This window comes from Paenibacillus sp. FSL H7-0716 (assembly GCF_038002705.1).
Lineage (GTDB): Bacteria > Bacillota > Bacilli > Paenibacillales > Paenibacillaceae > Paenibacillus_AQ > Paenibacillus_AQ odorifer.
The window spans coordinates 259,736-277,123 of sequence record NZ_JBBODA010000003.1 but is presented as its reverse complement, the minus strand read 5'-3'; the positions used below and the strand labels follow the sequence as shown (position 1 = coordinate 277,123).

Here is a 17,388-nt window from a genome sequence, read left to right as displayed (position 1 = left end):
ATATTTTATGGAATGAAAAATGAGAGGTTGACCATATTTGTTGGCGGGGCATATGATTTGGAATGAACAATTTTTAAGGTAGCTTACGGCTTTACTTGTATAGAAGCTTGCTCCTTGTTGGATGTATTGTATACTATCAAATGGAAAGAAAACGGTTACAAGGGGGAAGAAATGAAACCAATATTCAATATTATGATTGTTGATGACGAGATGCTTGTAAGACAAGGAATCAAACATCTTTTGAATTGGGAAAATGAAGGGTATCGAATTGTCGGTGAGGCCGCTAATGGTCTAGAAGCACTAAATATGATGGATGAGGTCAGCCCTCATATCATCATTACAGATATTGTTATGCCGATAATGGGCGGAGAGAAACTGGTCAAGATCGTGAAGGAGAAATACCCTCATATTGAAGTAATCGTCTTAAGTAGTTTCAGTGAATACGATTATGTCCGATCCACATTTCAAAGTGGGGTAGCGGACTACATTCTGAAGCCAAAGCTGGAAGCTGATTATTTGTTATCCATCCTAAATAAAACCACTGCTAAATTGGTAGGGATGGAGATGTCCGATCAAGGAACGGATCCTGGCGAAAAGCAAATTTTGCTAGTTATCGAGAAGCTTATGACCGGATATGAGTCTGGGCTTGAACCTGCTTTGCTTCATGCAAAGTTTCCTCACCCACTATTTGCTTTCTTCGGAGCGGATATGAGACATATTAAAGATTCTGGGGATAGGTTAACTCTCATACAAAAAATAGAAAAAGGGCTTAGTACGCTCCCTTTGGGTGATACAGTGTTTATTCGGTTGAAGTTTGTCAATGATTCGGTTATTTATTTGCTTAATGCAAACCCGGGACAGTGGGACGAGCTTGTTATAGAGCTCCGATATCTGGTCTCGGAAATGGATAAATGGACGAGAGAAATACATTTCGTTATCAGCCAAAGCTTTACGGAGTTTAATAAGCTGGGAGAGATTTATCGAGACAATTATTTAAAGCTTACACGATACAGTTTCTACTTACCGGATCGAAGCTTAATTGAAAACGATCATTTGCCCAGCCTTCCGAGTGCCTATCAGGAATATGATATGGGCGAATTAATGGAACAACTGAAACGTAAGCAATATCAGAAGGCATTTACTGGATTTCTGGAATATGTTCATCTCCGTTCGATGGATTATCGGACCGATATTTTCGAATTCAAATCGTTATTGGGGAATTTCATATTTAACGTAACGACCACACTTGGAAAAATGAAGTACGAGACTGGAGGCTTGGAGGCATCCAAATACGACTTCTTTCGAAAAATAGATGAAGCGATGTATGCCGGAGACGCAATCGCTGTTGCTGAAGCCTTTATTCGCGAAGCTGAACGTGCGATTGGTGAGACGAACCTAACGATCAATCCCAATATGACGCGATTGCTTGAATACATTCAGACTCATTACGCTGATCCCATCACGTTGACTGGGGTTGCGCGGCAGTTTCATTTCAACGCTTCTTATTTATCGAGCCATTTCACTGCTCAGAATGGTGAAGGATTTAATGAATATTTGAACAAGGTCCGGTTGGAGAAAGCCATGGAGTTACTCGTGACGACGGAAAAAACAATTTCTGATATCAGCGCTAGTGTGGGGTATTCGGATCAGAGTTATTTTACTAAAGTGTTTAAGAAACAGGCTGGTATTTCTCCGAGCCAGTACCGAAGACGGGACGTAGAGCGACCATGATTGGAACTATCATTAACAAGATTAGAAAGCAGGGCCTATTTCTCAAGATTTTTCTTGTGACCCTCATAAGCATTGTTGCTGTATCCCTGCTGACTTTGTCTATTACCATCCGTATGTCAGAAAATTTATTCTTAAAGACCTTCAGCATAACGAATGGCAAACTACTAAATCAGATGAAGACAAACTTGGAGTCCTACAACAACGTTGTAGCTACGGGTGCTACAATGACAGCTCAGAAAGGTGCCATCCGCAGCTATTTGTCTGGAGGAGAGACGGATTCATTGACACTTGCTATCAAAACCTACCAGATGACAGAAAGTATGCGGGCAGTCCGCTCCAACCTCAGTGCTTTTGATGTGGGGATTATGATTGTAGGTGCGAATGGCAGAAGTTACTCAACTGACCCTTGGTATTGGTCTGCTACTGCTGAAGAATTGAAGAACCACCCGATTACGAAAGCGACAGTGGCTCATCCGCAGCAAATTCTGTACCAGCTTTATCAAAAAGAGGATGGTCAAACCCATAAGAAAGAGATCATGTTAGTGGCTTCTAAAGCTCTATTTGATCATTCGACCGGCAGTATCTATGGCACTATGTACATTGCAATTCGTGATGGCGATTTTAAGGCCTTCTATGCCAATTTTACGAGTGAAGGTAATGATGTCGTGTTGTTGAATGCTAAAGGGCAAATCATATCCAGCAACAGGACAGAGCTGATTGGGCTGACCGATCAACAGCTGCTTCAAGAAGTAGTTGATGAACAGAGCACAGTAGACAGTGGAGAATCTGTCTATGTGATGGGGAATGAACGGGTAGTATTCTCGGAATACTTGCCTGAATTTGATGTTTATTTGGTGAATCTGATCGATAAGAAAGCTGTGACCGGTCAGATGGTTAATGCCAAAGCAGTGTCGTTGACGATCATGGCTATCGTAGCCATTTCGCTTATTATTGTATTTTTAATTACAAGGAAAATGACGAAGTCCCTGCGTGTACTCGTTGAACAGATGTCGAGTATTCCTAAGGGGGGATTCGATAACCACGTGGATGTCGCCACTAGTAGTTATGAAGTTAAGGAGCTAGGCAATGCCTTTAACTTTATGCTTGATTCCCTACATGATTATGTTGATCGGTTGATGGAGACCCAGAAGCAGCAGCGCAATGCGGAGCTGGCCGCCCTTCAAATGCAGATCAATCCCCATTTTTTATACAATACACTGGCTTCTATCAAATTTCTGGTGCAACAGGGCAACAAGGAAAAAGCAGCTGGCACGATAAATTCGCTAATCTCACTCCTGCAAAATACTGTCAGTGATGTTCAATCCACTATACCTGTTAGTCAGGAATTAGAATCGCTGAAGCATTATGTGTATATCAATCATGTAAGGTATGGCGAGAAGATCCGCGTGAATTATTTTGTGGAGCCTGAAAGCTTGGATTATCATATGCCAAAGCTAATTCTGCAGCCTTTTATTGAAAATGCGTTCTTTCATGCATTCAATCTTAAAGATGAGGGAAGAATTCTAATCATGATCGCCGTTCAGGAAGATCAGCTTGTATGTGAGGTTGTAGATAATGGTGACGGGATGGACCTTGATCCTAATTTTCTGAAAGAAGAACAGTTGCCAGCCTCGAAGCACAAACGCCAATTGTTCTCCGGGATCGGTATACGGAATGTTGATGACAGAATCAAATTGCTGTACGGAGAGAGTTACGGTATTAACATTACAAGCAAACGAAATGAAGGTACGAAGATCATAATTACGCTTCCATTGTTAAAAGGCTAAAAAATTTACAAAAATCTAAAATTAGTACCAGCGTCGATCTCAGAGTGAAAATAGAATCCAATAATAACACCAAAGCTAACAAAGATACTGCCAAAGAAAGCGAATACAAAATGATAATATGGAATTGCAGCAGAGAAAACGCTTCCATCTTTATTATTTTACAGATTATCAAGGGGGTTACGAAGTGAAAAAATTATTATCCGTGATGCTGGCTAGTGTGGTTCTACTTTCGGCATGTTCCTCAGGTGGAACGAAAAACGAAACGGGCAACTCCGGAAGCGAAGGTAGCAGTAAGCCACAAGAAATCACAGTTTGGGCTTGGGACCCAGCGTTTAACATTGCAGCCATGAATGTTGCCAAAGAAGCTTATGCGAAAGTCAATCCAGACATAACGGTAAACGTCGTAGAGAACGCGCAGGCTGATATCGTGCAAAAGCTGAACACAGGACTGAACTCTGGATCTACGAAGGGTCTTCCTAACATTGTATTGATCGAGGATTACCGTGCGCAAAGCTTTTTGCAAGCGTATCCGGATTCCTTTTATGAATTGACTGATGTTGTAAAAGCCGCTGATTTTGCGGATTATAAAATTGGCCCGACCAGTGTTGACGGCAAGCAATACGGTGTTCCGTTTGATTCTGGTGTGACTGGAATGTATGTACGGACAGACTATCTTGAGCAAGCAGGCTACAGCCTGGATGCACTACAGGATATCGACTGGAAGCAATATATCGAGATCGGTAAAGCTGTAAAAGAGAAAACCGGCAAAAGCATGATCACGCTGGATCCCAATGATCTTGGTCTTATCCGGGTCATGATTCAATCGGCGGGTGCATGGTATACGGGTGAAGACGGTCAGACTCCGACCATTGCAGACAACGCGGCTTTGAAAGAGGCACTTGTATTGTACAAAGAAATGATGGATTCCGGCATCGTGAAAGTTAACTCAGACTGGAGCCAATTTGTAGGCGCATTTAATAGTGGTGAAGTGGCAACCGTACCAACAGGTAACTGGATTACCCCTTCAATTAAAGCCGAAGCTTCCCAATCCGGTAAGTGGGCTGTAGCTCCGCTTCCTAAGCTGGCAGCAACAGCAGGCTCTGTCCATGCATCTAACCTTGGAGGCAGCTCCTGGTATGTAATGAATGTGGATGGTAAAGAAGCAGCTGCGGAGTTCCTTGCAAAAACATTTGCTTCTGATGCTGAATTGTATCAAACGTTGAATACAAAAGTTGGTGTTATCGGCACTTTAAAAGCTGCAGCAAGCGGAGAAGCTTATTCAGCTGCGGATGAATTTTTCAAAGGTCAAAAGGTTGTATCAGATTTTGCGGCATGGACCGAGCAAATTCCTAACGTCAACTACGGCATGAACACTTACGCAATAGAGGACATTATGGTTGTAGCAGTGCAATCTTATCTTGGTGGAAAAGATGTAGATACTGTTCTGAAAGATGCCCAGAAGCAAGCAGATACCCAAGTTCGCTAATCACACTTAGGCTGTACAATCTAAGCCCTTGCTTCTATTTCTCCTGTAAATTGGATTTCTACAGAAGGATGGGCAGCAGGGGCTTTCATCTCTAATAAATCAGACAGAAGGGTGTGAAGTGGAGTGGAAAATGTAAAGCCAGGGCTAAGCTCTCAAAGACATAAAAGCTCTAAGGGTCAACGGCAGATCCATCTGACAGGTTGGTTATTCGTTATTGTGCCGGTAATTATGATCAGTATTTTCTATTTCTATCCAATGATTCAGGCTTTAATTCTATCCTTCAAGACAGGTAGAGGCAACAATCTTCATTTTACCGGCCTTGATAACTATATTCGACTGTTTAGCGACACCACTTTCCTTACAGCCGTCAAAAACACTTTTATTTACTTGATTATTCAGGTCCCAGTTATGCTAGTGCTGGCGCTCTTTATCGCCGTGCTGCTAAATGACGAAAGACTGAAATTTAAAGGATTTTTCAGAACGGCCATATTTCTGCCAACGGTAACTTCACTTGTAGCGTACTCCGTTGTTTTCAAGTACATGTTTGGAGCCGAAGGTATCGTCAATAAATTTCTGGTGAATCTGCATCTAATCAGCGAACCGATTCAATGGATTACTGACCCCTTCTGGGCCAAAGTCACTATCATTATCGCTATCACTTGGCGCTTTACTGGCTATAATATGATTTTCTATTTGTCCTCACTGCAAAATGTCGACAAATCAATATATGAGGCTGCTCATATAGATGGTGCAAGTGCATTTACACAATTTTTCAAAATTACAATTCCCCTATTGAAGCCGATTATCTTGTTCACGACGATCACATCGACCATTGGAACCCTTCAGTTGTTTGACGAGGTGGTTAACATCACGAAAGGTGGACCCGGTAATGCAACCATGTCGATTTCCCAATATATTTATAACCTTTCCTTTGAATACACGCCTAACTTTGGTTACGCTGCAACCGTCTCCTATTCGATTGTTGTAATGGTGCTCATTCTGACGCTTATTCAGAACAAAGTAGGAGGGGATAAGAGATAATGAAAACCAAACGCATGTTTACTTATGTATTTCTAGTCATCGCTGCGCTGATCTCTATCTTTCCATTTATCTGGATGGTTATAAGCGCCACGAACCAGTCGGTTGATGTAACCAAAGGGACATTGTTGCCGGGTGCACATTTAGTGGAAAATATAAACAATCTATTTAGTTCAGTGGATATGTGGCAGGCTCTCTGGAACTCAGCAAAAATCTCTGTGGTGACTACTGTGCTTTCACTGCTAGTAGCATCGGCGGCTGGGTATGGTTTTGAAATGTACCGTAGCCGGAGTAAAGATATCGTATTCAATATTTTGCTTGCTTCAATGATGATTCCATTTGCGGCGATCATGGTACCTCTATTTCAAATGTTCGCAAAAGTATCGAGTGTAGTGCCTTTTCTGGGTATCGATACAGCATCGGCAGTCATCCTTCCGACATTTACAACAGCATTCCTAATTTTCTTCTTTCGTCAAAGTACAAAAATGTTTCCTAAGGATATGATGGAGGCTGGGCGCATCGATGGTCTTTCGGAATTTGGATTGTTCTTCCGCATTTATATGCCAACGATGAAATCAACTTACGCCGCTGCTGCGATTATCACATTTTTAAACAGCTGGAACAATTATCTGTGGCCTTTGATCGTATTGCAATCACCAGAAAATATGACTGTGCCCCTTCTTATCTCGAATCTAGGCTCAGGTTATGCCCCTGACTATGGTCTGATCATGTCTGCGATTGTCATTACGACCTTGCCGACAGCACTAGTGTTTTTCATGATGCAAAAGCAATTTGTAGCTGGGATGACGGGTTCGGTTAAATAAGTTAGCGATCATGTTATGAATAGAGGAGGAAATATAGATGAAGCAGCAGGTTGAACGAAACCTCACTCCAAGTCTGGAATGGTTATCAGACCCTTCCATTTATGCAATAGGCAGAGTGCACGCGCATTCTGACCATCGATATTACCAAACGAAAAATGAAGCCGAAGCGCTTGGAGAAATGCCCTGGCGCCACAGCCTGAACGGCAGCTGGAAATTTAGCTATGCCCAAAATGCCATGGAACGGCAGGTTCAATTTTATAAGGAGGACGTGTCTTGCAGAGGCTGGAAGGATATTGAAGTTCCCGGTCATATCCAACTTCAGGGTTATGGGCAGCCACAGTACGTGAATACGATGTATCCATGGGACGGTCATGAGCATCTTAGACCTCCGATGATCTCTGAGGACCACAATCCTGTAGGCAGCTATGTCAAATATTTTGAAGTTCCTGCGGGCTGGGAGCAACGTCCGGTGTATATATCTTTTCAAGGAGTTGAATCGGCTTTTTATATATGGCTAAACGGGGAATTTGTTGGCTATAGCGAAGATAGCTTTACACCGAGTGAATTTGATTTAACATCATACTTGACGGAAGGCGAAAATAAGCTGGCGGTCGAAGTTTATCAGCGCAGCACGGGGAGTTGGTTGGAGGATCAGGACTTCTGGCGCTTTTCGGGAATCTTTCGTGAGGTGTATCTATACACCGTGCCGGATGTTCATGTGCGGGATCTCCATGTTCAAACCGATTTGGATGAAAAGTTTGAGCAAGGAACGCTTACGGCTGCCATGCAATTGATAGGTAAGTCTGCCTCAAAAGTGCTCCTTGAGCTTAAAGATAGAGCAGATAATCTTGTGGCTAGTACTGAAAGTGAAGTTTCAGGAGATTCCCTTTCGCTTACGCTTGCGGCAACAAAGGTGCAGTTGTGGAGCGCAGAAGCTCCTAATCTGTATACCCTTTACGTCTCTGTTTACAACGCATCCGGGGATCTTGTAGAAGTTGTGCCGCAAAAAATTGGTTTTCGGAAATTCGAAATGATAGATAAGATTATGCACTTAAACGGCAAACGTATTGTATTTAAAGGTGTCAACCGACATGAGTTTAATCCGCGCTTTGGACGCAGCATTACGAAAGAAGATATGCTGTGGGACATAAAAACCTTAAAACAGGCGAACATCAACGCTGTGCGGACCTCGCACTATCCGAATATGACACTCTGGTATGAGTTGTGTGATGAATACGGAGTCTATGTCATTGACGAGATGAATTTAGAGTCGCATGGATCATGGCAGAAAATGGGGGCAGTTGAGCCGTCTTGGAACATCCCCGGCAATAAGCCTGAATGGCAGGATATCGTGATGGATCGTGCGATTTCCATGGTAGAGAGAGACAAAAACCACCCCTCCATTCTAATTTGGTCCTGTGGGAACGAATCTTTTGCAGGAGAAGTAATTCTGAACGTAGCCAATTATTTTCGAGAGAAGGATCCTACTCGTTTGGTTCATTATGAAGGGGTGTTCCATAACCGTGAATATGATGATTCGAGCGATATGGAAAGCCGCATGTATGCGAAAGCGGCAGATATCGAAAGGTATTTAACAGAAGATCCGTTAAAGCCATATATTAGCTGTGAATACATGCATGCGATGGGCAATTCCGTCGGGGGATTGCATAAATACACAGAGCTAGAGCAAAAGTATCCCATGTATCAGGGTGGATTTATCTGGGATTATATGGATCAGGTGATTGTGAAAAATGATCGATACGGTAAGCCCTTCATGGCTTATGGAGGAGACTTCGATGACCGTTCAACCGATTACAACTTCTCCGGTAACGGAATTGTGTATGCGGATCGGAGATGGTCGCCAAAAATGCAGGAAGTGAAATTCCTGTATCAGAACGTCAAGCTGCTCCCGGACAGTCAGGGTTTTACAATCAGAAATGAAAACTTATTTGTGGGCTTGGATGCTTATGAATTACAATACGCTCTGAACTATGAGGGTAGGGACATCCAGCGTGGAACTGTATTCGCTCAGGTTAATCCGGGCGAGGAAAAATATGTAGAAGTTGATCTACCTGATATTAAGAATCAGCCTGGCGAGTATAGCTTGGATGTTGCACTTGTCCTGAAGGAAGATTCATTATGGGCGAATAGCGGTTATGAAATCGCTTTTGGCCAGCATGTTTTTCAAGTGGCCAATACGTCAGCCGAGGAGTCTTTAACAGATGCTAAGATAACATCTGTCGTGAATGATTTTCGCGTGGTTGAAGGAGATGTGAATATTGGTGTACATGGTCGTGACTTCTCCGTAATGTTCTCAAAGCAGGCGGGTACATTAATTTCTGTTAAATATTCAGGACAGGAAATGATCTCTTCACCGCCGGCACCGCTCTTCTGGAGAGCAATGACCGACAATGACAAGGGGGCAGGAATGCATTTCGACTCTTCCCCTTGGTATGCAGCAAGCTTGACCCGTAGAACGTTAAGCTTCGAGCTCGTGGAGGAGAAAGACCGTGCGACGGTGACTTACGTGTATAAGCTTAGTGTATCAGAGGCGGTACGTGTAAGTGTAACTTACACCGTGTTCTCCGATGGAAGCATAAAGGTGAAATCAAGCTACCATGGAGCAGCGGGTTTACCAAAGCTTCCGATCTTCGCTTTAAGCTTTAAGGTGCCAGCAGATTATAACCAGCTGGATTGGTATGCAAATGGGCCGGAAGAAAATTATATCGACCGTGCGTGTGGGGCGAGATTGTGTCGCTTCCAGAATCATGCGGTGGACAATGTGTCGTCCTATTTGGTGCCGCAGGAATCGGGCAACCGCACAGGTGTGCGCGAAGTATCCATAAAGAACGATTATGGCCAAGGCATTATAATATCGGCACCAGCTGCAGCCCCTGTTGAAGCCAATATCTCGCCATACACGGCAATGGAGCTGGAGAATGCGACACATCATTATGAGCTGCCGAACGTTCACTATACCGTTGTTACCATTGCTGGACGTCAAATGGGTGTAGGCGGGGATGACAGCTGGGGAGCTCCAGTTCTTGATGAATATCAAATCAATCCATCCTTAGATATGGATTTTGAATTTACAATTCGCAGAGCATGATTTTTTTGCAATATTTGAAGTCATGTATTAGATGATAAAAATTCAACAGGCTCGGTTCAACGTTAAATTTGAACCGAGCTTTTTTATGCTCGTTATAATTCCGTATAATTTGAGCTCAGTAAAACCTTATAAAGTCCTTAGATTTGCTATATATGATCAACTTATAGCAAATGAGAGGATGATATAGGATGGGAGAGTATATTTTACAAACTAATAATTTATCCAAGAGTTTCAGGGGGCAGCGTGCGGTTAACGATATTAGCATAACCGTAAAAACTAATTCGATTTATGGACTGTTAGGCCCAAACGGCGCAGGTAAATCGACGACTCTAAAAATGATAACAGGGATTCTTCGAGCGACGTCAGGACAGATTTTATTTGACGGTCATCCATGGACACGTAAGGATTTACTCCACATTGGAGCGCTGATTGAGTCCCCGCCACTTTACGGGAATCTGACTGCTGCCCAAAATTTGAAGGTACATACGACAATATTAAACTTACCGGATTCTCGGATTCGGGAAGTTCTTGAAATTGTTGATTTAACAACAACAGGCAAAAAAAGAGCGGGACAATTCTCTATGGGTATGAAGCAACGTCTCGGGATTGCGATCGCTTTGTTAAATCAACCCAGACTCTTGATTCTGGATGAACCGACAAATGGGCTTGATCCGATTGGGATTCAGGAATTACGTGAGCTTATTCGCTCATTTCCTGCACAAGGGATTACAGTCATCTTATCGAGTCATATTCTTCATGAGGTGGAGCAAATTGCCGATCATATTGGAATCATTAGTAATGGTGTTCTAGGGTATCAGAATGCAATATATCCCGGTGATGATTTGGAGAAATTGTTCATGGAAGTCGTGACTCGGAACAGACAGGAGGTAACAAGATGATCCACTATTTTTTATCCGAAAATATTAAATTCAAACGAACATTTTCGCGAAAATTGATTGTCGTGGTGCCACTGTTTTTTCTTCTATTTTCATTTTTCACACAACAGAACCTGCAAACTGAAGACCACTATTTTATGGAAATGGTCTTTAATTGGTGGCCGCTGTTATTCATGACCATAGGATCTGCTTTGTTGTCTACACTATCGAATAACAAGGATCGTAAGGCTGGAGGGTACCGTAGCTTAAGCAGTCACGGAATTAACATCGTTAAACTGTGGCTCAGTAAAATTATGGTGGTGTCATATTATTTGCTGCTGTCTTCGCTGCTCCTTATTGCAGTAATGTACCTATCTGGTCTTTTGTTTCCTTTGGGTGCAGCACCCTTATCTGAAATTACAACAGCCGCTATTGTTGTCTGGTTGACCTCTTTGGGGATGATTCCAATCTATTTTTTCTTAGCCGAACAATTTGGGGCGGTAGTGTCTATTCTTGCAGGTCTGTTTGGGATGATTGTGAGTGTACTAGCAGCGGATCAACCTTCATGGATTTATGTTCCGTGGAGTTGGGCTTTAAGGTTAATGTGCCCCATTGTTGGTGTGCGTCCCAATGGTGTGGCTCTTTCAGCAGAGGATGCTCTAAGAGACTCTTCGGTTATTTTACCTGGAATTGTGGTGTCGCTTGTATTCTTTTTGGTAACCCTCACCTTAACTAGCTGCTGGTTTAGTAGAAGAGAGGTGTGATAGAGATGGTGATACTCCGACTATTACAAGCTGAATGGTTGATGACTAAGCACACTGCAATTCGTTGGTTGATATTCCTTGTTCCTGTTCTATATCCGATGATGGTACTTTGGTATTTTTTACAGCGTGCGGATCAGCTTCACATCTATGATGGTTATTTTTCATTAATAGCCTTTGGGTTGCCTATTGGGATAGGATTATTCTCTGCTTTAATGAGTGGTTTAGAGGAGGGGGCAGGTGGATTCTATAATCTATTAAGTGCTCTTTCACGTCCGAAGTGTTATATAAGAAAACTCGGGTTCATAATCTTGGCGATGATATGGATCGTATTCGGTTCAACATCAGTTCTAATACTGGGCATGAAAAAATTTTTGCATATAGAGCAGATCCAATATCTAATATTTTGGCAAGGAGCTTGTTGGGTAGTAGGTACTGCTCTAATCTTAATGATCTTTCATCTCATCTTAAGTTATGCAGGAGGCATGGGACTTTCTCTAACGGTGGGTAGTGCAGGTACGCTAATTGCAGCCATCGTAGGTGGAACCATTGTAGGCGATAAAGTGTGGTTATACATACCGTGGGCCTGGTCGATGCGGATGATTCAACTTCCCTTATTTTATGCACAACCCAACGGGCTCATTGAAACGGAAGTATTGAAGCTGCAACTTCTTCATTCCGTACCTGCTATACTTATTAGTACAATGGTAATTGCAGTGTTAGGCTTGATATGGTTTTATTACTTTCAGGGTAGGAAATCATATGAATAAATAGGAGTGAGGTCACTGGCTAATATTTTAATAATAGATGATGAACCTGATATTTTGGCGCTAGTAAATAATATTCTTAGCAAAGATCACCATAGGGTTACGGTAAAAACAAGTGCACGACATATGTCTTTGAACGAGTACTCGACATTTGATTTAATCCTGTTGGACGTGATGATGCCAGATATCGATGGTTTTGAGCTCTGTACTCAAATCAGGGATATCGTAGACTGTCCGATTCTGTTTCTTACAGCTAAATCAATGGAAACGGATATTATGTTTGGACTTAGTGTAGGTGCAGATGACTATATCGTGAAGCCTTTTCGCGCAGGCGAGTTAAAGGCTAGGGTCAACGCTCATTTGCGGCGTGAAAATCGAGGGAAAAATCATATGTTAAGCGCATCTGGAGTGAAATTCAATCTCTCGGCAAAGGAGATTTCTGTTGATAAAGAGAAAATAAATCTCACTAAAAGTGAATATCAGATATGTGAATTTCTTGCTAGAAATAAAGGTCAGGTTTTTTCCAAAGAACAAATTTTTGAATCGGTTTATGGTTATGACAAAGAAAGCGATAGCTCAACTATTACAGAACATGTGAAAAATATCCGCAGTAAGCTGAGTGCGAGGGAGGTTTCACCGATTGAAACCGTTTGGGGGATAGGCTACAAATGGGTGTGAAACGAATACGGCTCCGTACAGTCTTCATTCAATATTTATTATCATTAGGTGCATGTACTCTATTATTGGCATTTCTGTGTTTAGGGGTATTTACTCTCTTAATGCAGTATGGAATGATTGTTCCAGCAAACCATACTGAGCAATCCATTGCAAAGTCTTGGGGTGTTTTGCAGCGTGCGCCACAAATTACGGAAGAAATGATCCCTTGGGGAGCGGAATATGCGGTATTGGATCAACACGAGAACTATATTTCAGGAAATATACCTAAAGAACGCGCTCTAGATATATTGCAGAAGAATCAAAGCAGTTGCAATCTGTTGGGTACAAACTGCAGCGATGTGATTGAGCGGGAGCATGAGGTTATCGTACTGCAATATGCGATCGTACCGCAGTTCACCTCGAATTTTCTGCATAACACGCTGCCTAATCCGCAATTAACGTTATTGCTGTTTTTTGTAGTTCTGATGTTACTGGAAGTTATTCTGATTTCTGGATTTTTCGCTCGAAGACTGAGTCAAAAAATGGCTTCCTTGCAGGAAGCAGCACATCACATTGAAGCTAAGAATTTGGATTTTACTGTCGTGTATTCTGGGGTCAGTGAAATTGATGAGGTGCTATCATCTCTGGAACAGCTGAGAGAGGAATTGAAAAAGTCGCTAGAACAGCAATGGAATCTGGAACAAATGAAAAAAGAGCAGATTTCTGCGCTTGCCCACGACATTAAGACTCCTCTTACGATTATTCAAGGAAATGCAGATTTGCTGATAGACTCAGATTTAGCGGAGAATCAGCAAGAATATATAGGGTATATTTCTAAAAATGCGGATCAAATCGAACAATACATGGCAACACTTATTGAGATTTCTAATACGAGGAAACAAATTTATCCCCGCTCTAAATGGGTGAGAACGGAAGCCTTTATCCAGCAAATTCGTACGCAGTTAGATGCGTTGGTTGTCCCTAAGCGTCTTCAGATAGAATTCCACCAAGACAATCATCTGCCCCCTGAGGTGTTGATAGACAATGAGCTGCTTCATCGGGCTGTGATGAATGTGCTCGCTAATGCGGTAGAGTATTCCCCGTATGAGAGTGTGATTTATTTGCAGGTTGAGGCAAAACAAGATCGGTGGAGTATAACGGTAGCAGACAGTGGATCAGGATTTACAAGTGAAGGACTCCAATCTGCAGTTAAGCAGTTTTATCAAGGGGACAGTAGCCGTACCTCCAAAAGTCACTATGGATTGGGACTTTATATTGCCGACACCATTGTCAGGCAGCATCAGGGCAGTCTGCATATTAGCAATTCTCCTCTGACGGGTGGAGGTCAAGTTCGAATCGACGTCCCAGTTCGTGGAGTTAGGTAGAGGTTTATTACACCTCTTAGATTAACATTGGATAAAACTTCTAGTTTATCTGATGAAATTCTAAGGGGTGTATTTTTTATGACGATCAAAACCAAATTCTCAATTGTTGGAAAAGTAGATTAAAATATTGATTGCTATATACAATTAAATACAATAAAGTTGTCATATAGAGGATAATTTTGTCGATTTTTCTGCAAAAATGTTCCAATCCACATTGTATCAGGTGACATTAGGGTCTATGAGGTTCAAATCCTCCTCCTGAAAAAGACATAAGAAAGTGGTGCGCATAATGAGTAGCAACAGATTTGAAAACAAAGTAGTTATTATTACGGGTGCTGGTACCGGAATCGGAAAAGCTACAGCATTGAGAGTAGCAAGAGAGGGTGGTACTGTAGTAGTTGCCAATCGATCAGATGCTGGCGCTAACACAGTCGAAGAAATCAAAGCTTTAGGTGGAGAAGCTCTGTTTGTGCGGTCAGACGTTTCAGTTGAAGCAGACTGCAAAAATATCGTAGATCAAACCTTAGCAGCTTATGGAAAGATTGATTGCCTTTATAATAACTCAGCAATTACAGGAGATAATGCGGATGTTACAGAATATGATCCGATATTGTTTCAAAAGGTGATTCAGACAAATCTTAATGGCCAATTCTACATGTTGCATTATGCATTACCACATATGAAATCCGGTGCTTCCGTTCTAAACTGTTCCTCCTTACATGGTATTTTTATTGGGATGGCAAATGATGCAGCTTATTCAGCAAGTAAACACGCCATTGTGGGCATGACTAAATCGGTTGCTAAAGAAGTGGGTCACCGTAATATCAGAGTGAATGCTATTTGCCCTGGTCCTATTCCTACACCAACCATGAACAGATACGAAAAGCTGTTGTCTGATGATGTAGAGATGCTTCAATCTCTTATCGCTTCTGGAACGGCTTTGGGTAGATATGGTACGCCTGAGGAAGTAGCTGCTTTTGCATGTTTCCTTCTAAGTGATGAGGCTTCATTTATTACAGGTACAGCACATGTGATTGACGGGGGCTACTCCGCAACTAAGTAATTAGACGGATTATTTTACTTATATAAGCATCTAGTATCAAAGGCTTTGCGGCGTATTCCTGTTCGAAAATCCTGTAGGATGAATGGACTGGAGTTGGAAGGCGCACGCAGAGCCTTTTTTAGTTGTTTCTAAATGATAACAATTACACAAGTGTGAATGAAATTAAGGCAAATATAACCATGGATATGTTGGAATTTGTAGAAATTTGTATTTTAATATAAATAAAAAAAGAAATTTGTCGATAATAATATAGGTAATAGGTATGAGTTAAAATATATTAGAAAGGATGTTGCAATAAAACGATACAGGAAATAGATGTCATTAACTATTGATTGTAACGATATGGCATCATTTAAACAAGGCAGTTTGTTCCAAACCCAGTTGCCAAAAGTAGAAGTTACTGAAAAGCCTGGGCAGAAATTTTTTGTCTGTTGGAGTTACATACATTACTTTCTATCATTAAAAAATAACTATTAAACCTTGGAGGAATACAATTATGTCATACACAATTAAGTACAACAAAAGTGAAAACCACATCGATGTAGTATCTATCGATTTTTCTGCTGAGGATGTTCCAGGATACTTGAAAGATTTTGAGAATATCATGAAGCTTGTTAGTCCTAAATTTACGGGTACAACTGATGTAACTGAATCTGCAAGTGTACTTTCTCCTGAAGTTGCAGCAATGTTGGCTCCAACAGGTGAGATGGCGAAAGCAGCTGGCCAAGCAGGATGGGCTTATGTAACTAAAAACCCAATTTGGAAAATGCAATTGAAACGTATTTTTGGCAGAGATTTTGCTGATGCTTACGATACCTATGAAGAAGCTAGAACAGTTCTGAAAAAATTGCAATAATCTAATAAATAGAGTTAGCAAAAAGTGCGGAGAGCTTTCTCCGCACTTTTTGTTTTATCTATATTTAAAATTGAAAATCTTCATCCTTCAGTGGCTCCACATTAAGCGCCCGGACATATCCGTTGCCTTTCTTCGAGAAGAAGTCATGCTGCTTGGTGTGGGTGCTGATCCCGTTCTGAACAATCGGGTTGATCTCTTCCTCGTCAAATAGCGGATCATGGCCCAGATTCATCATCGCTTTATTGGCATTGTATCTTAGGAAAGTCTTAACCTCGTCCACCAATCCGATAGGGGCATAGATCTGCTCGGTATAACGCTCTTCATTCTCATGCAGCAGTCGAAGCAATTCTACCAGCGTATGGTGAAGTTCGCGTTGCTCGTCTTCTGGGAGCCCGTCAAAGATCTCTTGTGCCAGCACGCCGACATATACCCCATGGATGCTCTCATCCCGTAGAATAAGGTCGATGATCTCACCGCTGCAAGTCATTTTGCCCTGCCCAGCCAGATATAGGGGATAGAAGAAACCACTGTAGAACAAGTAGCTCTCGAGCAGTACGGAGGCTGCCATGGCAAGGTACAGGTCTTTAGGTGAGTCTATGTTTTTGTAATATTGTGATATGGTCTCCGCTTTGAACTGGAGGAAGGGGTTCTCTTCTACCCAGCGGAATACACTGTCGATCTCCTCTGTAGAGGACAAAGTGGTGAAAATACTGCTGTACGATTTGGCGTGAATTTGTTCCATCATGCCCATGAAGCCCAGTACGGCTTTACGTTGAAGGCCTTCGACATGCTCCATAATCTGCGGCATTCCGACTCCGCCTTGAATCGTATCCAGCAGGGTCAGGCCGCCCAGCACCTTCATATAGGAGTCCTTTTCTAGCTCACTGAGCGTGAGCCAGGACATTTTATCATCGGATAATGGAATTTCATCGTCCGTCCAGAATTGCATAATGTTCTGATTCCAGAACATCAATGAGAAATCGTCGTCGGGACGGTTCCAGTTAACGGCTTGGATAGCGGTCATAATATTGCAATCTCCTTTTCTGCGG

At 42.1% G+C, this 17,388-nt stretch carries 14 protein-coding genes; 13 read left to right on the top strand and 1 reads right to left on the bottom strand.

Translation table 11 applies throughout. The annotated features are described in order from the left end of the window. The first annotated feature begins 171 nt into the window (after positions 1 to 171). The 13 genes from MHH60_RS05905 (at position 172) to MHH60_RS05845 (ending at position 16,339) form a co-directional block, all read left to right on the top strand. A complete protein-coding gene (locus MHH60_RS05905; protein WP_076136344.1) occupies positions 172 to 1,731 on the top strand; it encodes a response regulator transcription factor in 1,560 nt (519 codons plus the stop codon). Then, positions 1,728 to 3,518 carry a sensor histidine kinase gene (locus MHH60_RS05900; protein ID WP_076136275.1) on the top strand — a complete coding sequence of 597 codons (1,791 nt, stop codon included), beginning with the start codon at positions 1,728 to 1,730 and terminating at the stop codon, positions 3,516 to 3,518. Before MHH60_RS05905 ends, MHH60_RS05900 begins: the two co-directional genes overlap by 4 nt. Before the next feature lie 184 nt (positions 3,519 to 3,702). After that, a complete protein-coding gene (locus tag MHH60_RS05895) occupies positions 3,703 to 5,004 on the top strand; it encodes an ABC transporter substrate-binding protein (RefSeq protein ID WP_076136277.1) in 1,302 nt (433 codons plus the stop codon). Between the two features lie 228 nt (positions 5,005 to 5,232). Next, positions 5,233 to 6,045, top strand: coding sequence for a carbohydrate ABC transporter permease (locus tag MHH60_RS05890; RefSeq protein ID WP_232061505.1), 813 nt, complete (start codon positions 5,233 to 5,235; stop codon positions 6,043 to 6,045). After that, complete coding sequence (locus MHH60_RS05885; protein WP_076136279.1) at positions 6,045 to 6,866, top strand: carbohydrate ABC transporter permease; 822 nt, start codon at positions 6,045 to 6,047, stop codon at positions 6,864 to 6,866. The genes MHH60_RS05890 and MHH60_RS05885 overlap by 1 nt, the downstream gene beginning before the upstream one ends. Positions 6,867 to 6,903: 37 nt before the next feature. Next, a complete protein-coding gene (locus MHH60_RS05880; RefSeq protein ID WP_076136281.1) occupies positions 6,904 to 9,975 on the top strand; it encodes a glycoside hydrolase family 2 TIM barrel-domain containing protein in 3,072 nt (1,023 codons plus the stop codon). A gap of 188 nt (positions 9,976 to 10,163) precedes the next feature. Then, positions 10,164 to 10,874: a lantibiotic protection ABC transporter ATP-binding protein gene (locus MHH60_RS05875; protein WP_076136283.1), complete on the top strand. Its 711-nt coding sequence runs from the start codon at positions 10,164 to 10,166 to the stop codon at positions 10,872 to 10,874. Beyond that, positions 10,871 to 11,614: a lantibiotic immunity ABC transporter MutE/EpiE family permease subunit gene (locus tag MHH60_RS05870; protein ID WP_076136285.1), complete on the top strand. Its 744-nt coding sequence runs from the start codon at positions 10,871 to 10,873 to the stop codon at positions 11,612 to 11,614. Before MHH60_RS05875 ends, MHH60_RS05870 begins: the two co-directional genes overlap by 4 nt. A gap of 5 nt (positions 11,615 to 11,619) precedes the next feature. Beyond that, complete coding sequence (locus MHH60_RS05865; protein WP_076136288.1) at positions 11,620 to 12,381, top strand: lantibiotic immunity ABC transporter MutG family permease subunit; 762 nt, start codon at positions 11,620 to 11,622, stop codon at positions 12,379 to 12,381. 15 nt (positions 12,382 to 12,396) lie between these two features. Beyond that, on the top strand, positions 12,397 to 13,056 hold the full coding sequence (locus MHH60_RS05860; protein ID WP_076136346.1) for a response regulator transcription factor: 660 nt from the start codon (positions 12,397 to 12,399) through the stop codon (positions 13,054 to 13,056). 101 nt (positions 13,057 to 13,157) lie between these two features. Next, positions 13,158 to 14,420: a HAMP domain-containing sensor histidine kinase gene (locus MHH60_RS05855; protein WP_162636685.1), complete on the top strand. Its 1,263-nt coding sequence runs from the start codon at positions 13,158 to 13,160 to the stop codon at positions 14,418 to 14,420. Between the two features lie 289 nt (positions 14,421 to 14,709). Then, positions 14,710 to 15,483, top strand: coding sequence for an SDR family NAD(P)-dependent oxidoreductase (locus MHH60_RS05850; RefSeq protein WP_036675873.1), 774 nt, complete (start codon positions 14,710 to 14,712; stop codon positions 15,481 to 15,483). A gap of 496 nt (positions 15,484 to 15,979) precedes the next feature. Continuing rightward, positions 15,980 to 16,339, top strand: coding sequence for a hypothetical protein (locus MHH60_RS05845; RefSeq protein ID WP_036675871.1), 360 nt, complete (start codon positions 15,980 to 15,982; stop codon positions 16,337 to 16,339). Positions 16,340 to 16,403: 64 nt separating this feature from the next. Here MHH60_RS05845 and nrdF read toward each other — a convergent pair whose 3' ends face one another. Continuing rightward, entirely contained in the window at positions 16,404 to 17,363 is a 960-nt protein-coding gene (gene nrdF / locus MHH60_RS05840) for a class 1b ribonucleoside-diphosphate reductase subunit beta (protein ID WP_076136292.1), read from the bottom strand. Positions 17,364 to 17,388: the final 25 nt, after the last annotated feature.